Source organism: Planktotalea sp., from assembly GCF_039984035.1.
In the GTDB taxonomy this organism is placed as follows: Bacteria; Pseudomonadota; Alphaproteobacteria; order Rhodobacterales; family Rhodobacteraceae; genus Planktotalea.
This window is the reverse complement of sequence record NZ_JBDWVM010000074.1, coordinates 1-9,242: the sequence shown is the minus strand read 5'-3', so window position 1 is coordinate 9,242 and position 9,242 is coordinate 1. Positions and strand designations below refer to the sequence as shown.

Below are 9,242 nucleotides of genomic sequence, written 5' to 3'. Positions count from 1 at the left end.
GCCTCATCGGGATCGCTGTGTCAGGTCGGGAACGCGAAGAAAGCACGCTGCAACATTTGTTGGCGCTTTTGGGTGCTTTCTCGCTCTTGCCCGCGCTCTTGGCCGTACCGTTTTATGAGGCGCTTGAGACCACGAGTTTCGTAAACGCCTACGTCGAAATGGTGTCCTCCATGACGACCACTGGGGCCACGCTGTTTCCCGACCCATCGCGACTTCCTGACAGTTTGCATTTGTGGCGCGGGTTGGTGGCGTGGAGCGGCGGTTTGATCATGTGGGTGGCTGCCGCTGCGATCTTAGCGCCACTGAACCTAGGGGGCTTTGAGGTCACCACAAGCGCAGAGCCCGGCCAAGGCAGTCTGAGGCGCGTTGATATGCGCGCAGCAACGCCCGGTCAGCGACTGTTGCGCACGACGAAACGGCTTTTCCCTATCTATGCAGGACTAACTCTAACCCTCTGGCTTTGCTTTGTAATTACAGGCAGCGGCGCTTTGGACGGGTTGATGTATGCGATGGCCGTCTTGTCCACCAGCGGCGTCACCGCGACGGGCGGTTTGCATGAAGCGCCGACCAATTTTTCGACTGAATTTCTAATCTTTATCTTCCTGTTTTTCGCGCTATCCCGTCTCACGTTTTCCAGTGATACGATCACGGGCAATACACGCGGGCTGCATGAAGACCCCGAATTTCGCATCGGTCTGATCTTGGTCATCGGCGTGCCTTTGATCCTCTTCGCGCGGCACTGGCTTGCCGCCTTTGACGTCAACGAAGAGGAAGATTTGCTTCAAGGTATTCGCGCGCTTTGGGGCGGTATGTTCACGGTGCTTTCGTTCCTGACAACCACCGGACTTGTCAGCGCCGAATGGGACTCTGCGCAAGGCTGGTCAGGGCTGGCCACGCCCGGCGTGATCCTTATGGGACTGGCCTTAATGGGTGGCGGCGTTGCGACGACTGCAGGCGGCGTGAAGCTTTTGCGTGTGTTTACGCTTTACCTCAACGGGTTGCGCGAAATGCAAAAATTGATACATCCTTCATCGGTGAGCGGCAAAGGGGCAGGGGATCGACGTATCCGCCGCCAAGGCGCTTACACCGCTTGGATCTTCTTCATGCTGTTTGCCTTATCGTTGGCATTGATCACATTAGTGCTGGCAGCCTTTGGCGCGAGTTTTGAAAATGCGATGCTCATGTCTGTTGCGGCGCTTTCAACGACGGGACCTTTGTTGGAAGTCGGGGGCGCTACGCCTATTTTTCTGGCTGATTTACCTGACGCGGCAAAACTCTGCTTTGCCGCAGCAACCATACTCGGACGCCTTGAGACATTGGCAATTATCGCGCTTATTACCCCCGGCCTTTGGCGGAAATGACGTCAACGGGGAAATTGTTTTACCTCGGATCAAAAAACCGCTGGAAACTCCCTGCGTGAGCCGACATACTTTTGCATATTGACGGCACTCCCGAAGGCGGGGGTGTTTGCCGCAAAATAATACTCGCAAGAATAAAGGCATGCCCAAATGGCTAATGATAGACAAAACCTGCAAGACGCGTTCTTAAACCACGTTCGCAAAACAAAAGTTCCGGTAACTGTGTTCCTGATCAACGGTGTGAAGCTGCAAGGCGTCATCACATGGTTCGACAACTTTTGTGTTCTTCTGCGCCGTGATGGTCAGTCGCAGCTTGTCTACAAACATGCGATTTCGACAATCATGCCAAGTCAGCCGATCAGCCTTTATGAGGGCGAAGATCAAGCCTGATGGGACATGATCCGTCGGTAACCCGCACTTGGGTTCTGCACCCTGACATCAAAAGCAACAATGACCGCCGCCTCCCTGAGCCGGCGCTCGCCGAGGCTGTCGCCTTGGCTGAAGCGCTGCCCGGGCTTGAAGTCATGGGCGAAACCATTGTGCGCCTGCCCAAAGCCCATTCTGGGGCTCTGTTTGGATCAGGCAAGATTGAAGAGCTGCACAAAGTCTTTGATGAGCATGAGATTGATCTGGTTCTTATTGATGGACCTGTGACACCTGTTCAGCAACGAAACCTTGAAAAAGACTGGGGCGTGAAGCTCCTTGATCGCACGGGTCTGATCCTTGAGATTTTCTCGGATCGCGCCCGCACGAGCGAAGGTGTGCTTCAGGTCGAAATGGCTGCGCTGAGCTATCAACGAACGCGTTTGGTGCGCGCTTGGACGCACTTGGAACGTCAACGGGGTGGTCTAGGGTTTGTCGGTGGTCCCGGCGAAACCCAGATTGAATCAGATCGCCGCGCTATTGATGATCAATTGGTGCGCCTGCGTCGAAAGCTCGACAAGGTTGTGAAAACCCGCGCGCTACACCGCGATGCGCGCGCAAAGGTGCCATTCCCGATTGTCGCTTTGGTCGGATACACCAACGCTGGCAAATCAACGCTGTTCAATCGTCTGACGGGCGCAGAAGTCTTTGCCAAAGACATGCTCTTTGCGACGCTTGATCCGACAATGCGGTCTGTTGAACTGCCTGATGGCCCGCAAGTTATTCTCTCAGACACTGTTGGATTTATCTCTGACCTTCCGACCGAATTGGTCGCCTCTTTCCGCGCGACTTTGGAAGAAGTGCTCGCTGCCGATTTGATCGTACATGTGCGCGATATCTCGCATGAAGGATCAGAAGAGCAAGCAACAGACGTGCGCGCGATCCTATCATCGCTCGGTGTTGGTGAAGAGGCCAAACAGATCGAAGTCTGGAACAAGATCGATCTGCTGGATGAAGATGATCAAGAGGCCGTGCTTGCCCGCGCAGATCGTCATGATGATGTGATCGCTGTTTCGTCGCTTACGGGCCACGGCATGCAGGACTTTGTCGTCGCAGTTGAAGAGGCGTTAGAGGGCGAGATCATCGAAGAGACGATGGTACTGCCCTACGCGGATGGCAAAAAGCGCGCATGGCTCTTTGAGCGTTCATTGGTTGAGGCCGAGCGCCAAGGCGAAGAAGGCTTCGAGCTGGACTTGCGCTGGAAAGCCAAGCATCGCGCGCAATTTCAAACGCTTTGATCCTTAGCTGAGGCTTTGCCTCTCTTCTGGATACTTTGAAAAGGCGAAGCCGTCAGGCTTCGCCTAATTCTATTGTGGTGTAAGCGTTGTGATGCCCACAGAAGCCGCGCGCGCGAGGCCCTCATCAAGCGACATGGGGATGTATTCACCGCGACGCCACAGCGTGCCGAGATCGTCGTAGTGGCGCGAGAACAAATGCCCCGATTGCCCCGTTGAGATCACAAAGAGCGAGCTGTCAGGGTCAGCAAAGTCATAGACGCCGCGATAGCCCGCGCCATGCACGTTCAGGAAGGCTTCCTTGCCAATACCGCCCTGTGTGCGCCCGCGCATCAGCGTGTTGTCGCCTCCAGACGTGGATTGGCGAATGTTCACGAAATACCGGAGCACTGGAATGCTGCCCAACACCGCATGATCATGTGTCGCTTGGTGCGCATCGCCCCAACGTAGAGAGGCGAGGTCCGAGCTGTAGTTTTCCTCCAGCCATAGGATCGCCTCGTCCAGTGAAATTCGGGCGACGTCCGTGCAGGTTTCCTCTGGTGAGGATTGCAAGATATCGCACCATTTGCTCGCGCCGCCAATATCGCGGAACACGCGTTCGATGAACAAAGGTTCCACATGTTTGAATTCAACAGCAAGCGGGCCGAGTTCATCTTGGATCAAACGATCCTGCAAAGCGCGGAGCCACGCGGAATAGATCAGAGGTTCGGGCAGGTGTTCGTTCATCTCCCCATTCCAATTTGCGAGCAAATCTAGCGCAATCTGACGCTTACGTTCTGGCGTGCCGTTCTGGGCCGCCTCGCCAGTGAACCACAGGTCCGCGCCAATCAACGGCAACAACGCGCGGGCGGTGAAGCTGACCGTGTCGAGCTGGGCTTCGATGAAGCTATCGCGCGTATGCACTTGGCGGCTTTGCATCAAACGTTGCCAGCGCTGCACACGTTGACTATCGCCCCATTCATAACTGACGTGAACAGGGAAGGGACGTTCAATCAGCTTGTTGTTTGTATTGCCAAGTATCCCGCCTTCAGGGGAAAGAAACTCTGGATTGGTGCTGACAGGCAGCGTGCCTTTCCAGCGATTTTCGGCAATCCAGCCGGGGCTGGGCATACGGCCCTTGCTTTGGTGATCAGGGTCGCGCTGCGGCATCGCGCCAATGAGCTTGAGCGCGATCTTGTCTTTATCGACCAATGTCAGGTTCTGCGACGGCGCAATGTAGCTTTGCGCGCTCACGAGGGCACTTTGCACGTCCGCTGCTTGCATAATGCCAAGCGCAGCGCTCATCGATGTGTCTCGCGGGTTGAGCGCCGTCCACGCGAGCGCGGCGACATGACCTTCGGGCGTGACGGTTTCGAGTGAGAAATCAGCGCCTGTCAGGATAGGACCATTGTCACTCCAGCGCAGAGTGATCGTGACAGGTTCAGCGTCTTTGATGTTGATAATCGATTTGCGGGTCTCAAAGCGTTTGAAACCAGTGGGCGTGCGATATTCTTCGCTGTTCTCTGGGTTCAGCTCCTCGATGAAAAGGTCTTGATCATCCAAGTAGGACGACGTGATACCCCAACCGAGCGAGGCGCTGCGCCCCGCCAAAATAACGGGCATACCGGGGATTGTGCCGCCAATGACACCGCCGACCTCCAGCTCTAGACGCGCGAGATACCAAATGGTCGGGGCCGTGAACCCAAGATGCGGATCATTGGCAAGCAACGTGCCGCCTGTGGCAGAGCGCGACGCAGCAGCGGCCCAAGCATTGGACGCTCCAGCAAGGCCGCGCGCAGGCACGGGATGCAATGGATCACGCTCAGCGCTGACCTGCGCATATTGCGGCAGCGGCGCATCAAAGAGCGCGGCATATTCAGGCAATGCAGCGACACCCGTTCCCGGGATATCGGGCAAAATATCTGACAAACGATCCTCATCAGGCAGGACCAAAGACGTGCGCGCGCGCAATACTTCGTCCTGCAAATGGCCTGACAATTGCAAGGCCATCAATTTTATAACCGCCAAGGAATCTGTTGGCCGCCACGGCGAAACTGGCGCGCCAAACAGGAACATCTCTGGTGCGCCGCGCCCAAGTGCTTTTTCATTGATTTCGTTGATACGCATGTTCACGCCAGCCGCATACGCGTTCAGCGCCTCAGTCGTGCGCGCATCTTGACTGTCCACAGAAGCGCGCGCGAGGCGGTACAAATCCAATCGGCGCAGTAAGGTGTCGATGCTCAATGTGCGCGGGCCAAAGACCTCAGACAAACGCCCCTGTGCCGTGCGGCGCAGCATCGTCATTTGCCACAGACGGTCCTGCGCATGAGCATAGCCTAGACCATAATAAACATCCGCATCGCTACTGCCGAAAATATGGGGCACATTCGCATTATCGCGCACGATTTCAACCGGCTGGCTGACGCCATCGACTTCCAACGTTTTGATATAATCGGGCAGCGAGCGTGCGGCGAGGTAGTAAGCCAAGAGCGCAGCCAGCACCGCAAGGATTATTGCGACGCTCGTCAAGCGCAAAGCCCAGCGAAAAATCATCACCATATTGTCGTCACTCCCCACGGTATTGGAATCAGTGCGCAAATGACTTGAAATTAACGCACGGGTTCGACACACGGTTTAGGGTAATTATAACGGAGGGAAAAGCCGATGACAAAATGTGCGTTTTTGGGACTTGGGGTCATGGGATATCCTATGGCTGGCCATTTGGCGAAAGCTGGCTATGAGGTCACCGTTTACAACCGTACAACCGAAAAAGCGCGCCAATGGGCCGACGAACATGGCGGCAGCTTTGCGCCAACCCCGCGCGAAGCCGCAGTCGGTGCTGATTTCGTCTTTTGCTGCGTTGGCAACGATGACGATTTGCGGTCTGTCTGCCTCGGCGATGATGGTGCCTTTGCAGGCATGAGCGAAGGTGCGGTCTTTGTCGATCACACAACGGTTTCTGCAAAAGTCACGGCTGAGCTTTATAAGATCGCGGATAGCGCGCAGATCAGCTTTGTTGATGCGCCTGTCTCAGGTGGTCAAGCGGGCGCTGAAAATGGCCAACTGTCCGTTATGTGCGGCGGCGATGAGGGCGCATATACACGCGCAGAGCCTGTGATCAACTCCTTTGCCAAGCTCTGCCGCCGTTTGGGCGATAGCGGCGCAGGTCAGATGACTAAGATGTGTAACCAGATTGCGATCGCAGGCTTGGTGCAAGGTCTCTCCGAAGCACTGCACTTTGCTGACAAAGCAGGCCTTGATGGGCGCGCTGTTGTTGAAGTCATCTCTCAAGGCGCGGCTGGGTCATGGCAAATGGCCAACCGTTACGAGACGATGATTGACGATCAGTTTGAACATGGCTTTGCCGTTGATTGGATGCGCAAAGATTTGGGCATCTGCCTTCAGGCGGGTGACGAGTTGGGCGCCAGCCTTCCGGTGACGGCCCTTGTGGATCAGTTCTATAAAGATGTGCAAAAGCTCGGCGGCGGTCGCTGGGACACATCCAGCCTGATCAAACGTCTCAAAGCGATGGGTTAATTCAAAAGAGGACCAAAGATGAGCATCGAGTCTGATAACATCATTGGTCTTTATCGTCGCCATGCCCAAACTTGGGCGCGGCGGCGTACACCCGCGCAGCCTTGGACGGCTCACAAATGGATGGATGTGTTTTTGGGTATCGTGCCGGACACCAAACGCATTTTGGATATTGGCTGCGGCACTGGTGATCCGATTGCGCGGTATTTCATCGATCAGGGATGTTCCGTGACCGGCATCGACGCCTCACCTGAAATGCTTGAAATCGCGCAGGCGCGCTTTCCGAGAAGCACATGGATTAACGCCGACATGCGCTCGCTGGACCTGGAGCAGAAGTTTGATGGCATCCTTGCGTGGCATTCGTCCTTTCATCTAACGCCAGAAGATCAGCGTGGCCTGTTCCCGATCTTCGAGAAACATGCAGCCCCTGGTGCGGCGCTTATGTTTACGAGCGGCACAGGGCACGGCGTGGCGATGGGCGAGTTTGAAGGCGAACCCCTCTATCATGCGAGCCTTGCCCCCGATGAGTTTCGCGCGCTTTTGGATCAGCATGGATTTGAGGTTGTCGATTTCGTTGTCGAAGATCCCGATTGCGGCGGATCGACGAACTGGCTCGCGAAGTATCGCGCGAACTAAGCGCTTTAGTGCGTTGAAGTGTTTGAGAAAAGGTGGATTATGATAATACCGCTCAGGATTAAGCCAAGTCCAAGGATAGCGGGTAAATCCAGCTTTTGCCCATACACAAGATAGCCAATGCCTGCGATAAACACGATCCCAAGTGCGGACCAAAGCGCATAGGCAATGCCAAGGGGGATTGTGCGCAGCGCGAGCGCTAAGAAATAGAAACTGATCCCATAAGCGATCACGACCAAAACCGAAGGCCAGAATTTCGTGAACTGTTCGCTGGCTTGCAGTGCAGCAGTGCCGATGGTTTCGCATAGGACCGCGAAAAGCAAAACTATGTAGTGCATCGGCATCGCGCGATCCTTTCAAGCGAAAGCGGCGCTCTGATGAGCGCCGTTTGTTATTCTACACTAGCCAGCCAATGCTGCGTTTAGGTTTTCCTCGATCTTCTCAAGGAAGCCCATCGTTGTGAGCCAACCCTGATCCGGACCAACCAGAAGCGCCAAATCTTTGGTCATGTGACCGGATTCAACGGTTTCAACGATAACGCGCTCTAGTGTCTCGGCAAAGTTCATCAAAGCATCATTGCTATCAAGCTTTGCACGGTGCTTCAGACCGCCCGTCCACGCATAGATCGACGCGATGGAGTTGGTGGAGGTCGCTTCACCCTTTTGATGCTGACGATAGTGACGCGTCACAGTGCCGTGCGCGGCCTCGGATTCAACGATCTTGCCATCAGGTGTCATCAGTTGCGATGCCATCATCCCGAGCGAGCCAAAGCCCTGCGCCACAACATCGGACTGCACGTCGCCATCGTAGTTCTTACAGGCCCAAACGAAACCACCGTTCCATTTGATCGCGCAGGCGACCATGTCATCGATCAAGCGATGTTCGTACCAGATGCCTTTTTCTTTGAATTGATCAGCAAATTCAGCATCATAGACCTCTTGGAAAATCTCCAAGAAACGACCGTCATATTGTTTGAGGATCGTGTTCTTCGTGGAGAGATACACAGGCCAGCCAAGGTTCAAACCATAGTTCAACGACGCGCGCGCGAAGTCGTAGATCGATTTGTCGATGTTATACATGGACATGAAAACACCAGCGCTGTCGGCTTGATAGACCTCATGTTCGATCTCTGTACCGTCTTCGCCCACGAATTTCATCGTCAGCGTACCTGCGCCCGGAAACTTCATGTCCGTCGCTTTGTACTGATCGCCAAAGGCATGACGGCCCACAACAATCGGCTGTGTCCAACCGGGAACAAGGCGCGGGACGTTTTTACAGATGATAGGCTGGCGGAAAATCACGCCGCCCAGAATGTTGCGGATCGTGCCATTCGGGCTTTTCCACATTTTCTTGAGGCCAAATTCCTCAACCCGCGCTTCATCAGGGGTGATGGTCGCACATTTCACCGCAACGCCGACTTCTTTGGCTTTTTCAGCGGCATCGATGGTGATCTGATCGTCTGTGCGATCACGTTCTTCGATGCCGAGATCATAGTAGAGCAGGTCGATATCGAGGTATGGCTCGATGAGTTTCTTCTTGATGAAATCCCACATAATGCGGGTCATTTCATCACCGTCCATTTCGACGATGGGGTTATCGACCTTAATCTTGCTCATGATCGGACCTTTCGAGGTGGGGATCGTGGTTACGCTTTTCCCATCTTCTTACACACCCAAGCCCGTAACGCCAAGTTTTTGCATCGTAAAATCTTAGCTAGCGCTGCTTTCAGCAGCTTCTTGCCGCATTAAATGATACATCAAGAAACTGCCCGCAATACTGGCAAGGACAAACATAATCGCCAAGGGCATCGGCGTGCCGTTGAACAGAAGTCCAACAGGCACCGCGAACAGCATGGCCAGTAGTGTTGCCATGCCCCCAATCAAAGATGCTGCCATGCCAGCGATATGACCCACAGGCTCCATCGCAAGCGCGTTCAAGTTACCAAAGACCAATCCAGCAAAGAAAAAGATCGACGTTTGCCAAAGGATGAAAGCACCAAAGTAGACGACATCGCTTGGGGTCCAGATGGTCAAAGCAAGCATCACCGCGGAAAACACCGCTTCGACGGCAAAGCTGGCCA

8 protein-coding genes and 1 pseudogene are annotated in these 9,242 nt (G+C 54.7%); 5 read left to right on the top strand and 4 right to left on the bottom strand.

All coding sequences use genetic code 11. The annotated features are described in order from the left end of the window. The 3 genes from ABJQ89_RS03350 to hflX all read left to right on the top strand — a co-directional run. Positions 1-1,361 (top strand): potassium transporter TrkG (locus ABJQ89_RS03350; protein WP_348494856.1); only part of this gene is annotated, 1,361 nt, incomplete at its 5' end. A gap of 147 nt (positions 1,362-1,508) precedes the next feature. Then, positions 1,509-1,748 (top strand): RNA chaperone Hfq, encoded by a 240-nt coding sequence (gene hfq / locus ABJQ89_RS03345; RefSeq protein ID WP_348494855.1) that lies wholly within the window; start codon positions 1,509-1,511, stop codon positions 1,746-1,748. Next, positions 1,748-3,019 (top strand): GTPase HflX, encoded by a 1,272-nt coding sequence (gene hflX, locus ABJQ89_RS03340; protein ID WP_348494854.1) that lies wholly within the window; start codon positions 1,748-1,750, stop codon positions 3,017-3,019. Before hfq ends, hflX begins: the two co-directional genes overlap by 1 nt. A 69-nt stretch (positions 3,020-3,088) precedes the next feature. Here the strand turns inward: hflX and ABJQ89_RS03335 are convergent, their stop codons facing one another. Next, positions 3,089-5,554 carry a penicillin acylase family protein gene (locus tag ABJQ89_RS03335; RefSeq protein ID WP_348494853.1) on the bottom strand — a complete coding sequence of 822 codons (2,466 nt, stop codon included), beginning with the start codon at positions 5,552-5,554 and terminating at the stop codon, positions 3,089-3,091. A gap of 105 nt (positions 5,555-5,659) precedes the next feature. Between ABJQ89_RS03335 and ABJQ89_RS03330 the strand changes: the two genes are divergently transcribed. Both ABJQ89_RS03330 and ABJQ89_RS03325 read left to right on the top strand, forming a co-directional pair. Then, positions 5,660-6,532 (top strand): NAD(P)-dependent oxidoreductase, encoded by an 873-nt coding sequence (locus ABJQ89_RS03330; RefSeq protein ID WP_348494852.1) that lies wholly within the window; start codon positions 5,660-5,662, stop codon positions 6,530-6,532. A gap of 18 nt (positions 6,533-6,550) precedes the next feature. Beyond that, complete coding sequence (locus tag ABJQ89_RS03325) at positions 6,551-7,165, top strand: class I SAM-dependent methyltransferase (protein WP_348494851.1); 615 nt, start codon at positions 6,551-6,553, stop codon at positions 7,163-7,165. 5 nt (positions 7,166-7,170) lie between these two features. Here ABJQ89_RS03325 and ABJQ89_RS03320 read toward each other — a convergent pair whose 3' ends face one another. The 3 genes and pseudogenes from ABJQ89_RS03320 to ABJQ89_RS03310 all read right to left on the bottom strand — a co-directional run. Next, positions 7,171-7,506, bottom strand: coding sequence for a multidrug efflux SMR transporter (locus tag ABJQ89_RS03320; protein ID WP_348494850.1), 336 nt, complete (start codon positions 7,504-7,506; stop codon positions 7,171-7,173). 57 nt (positions 7,507-7,563) lie between these two features. Then, positions 7,564-8,778, bottom strand: a complete 1,215-nt coding sequence (locus tag ABJQ89_RS03315) for an NADP-dependent isocitrate dehydrogenase (protein ID WP_348494849.1) — start codon at positions 8,776-8,778, stop codon at positions 7,564-7,566. A 93-nt stretch (positions 8,779-8,871) separates the two neighbouring features. Further along, positions 8,872-9,242: pseudogene (locus tag ABJQ89_RS03310) on the bottom strand (multidrug MFS transporter); the annotation flags it as partial.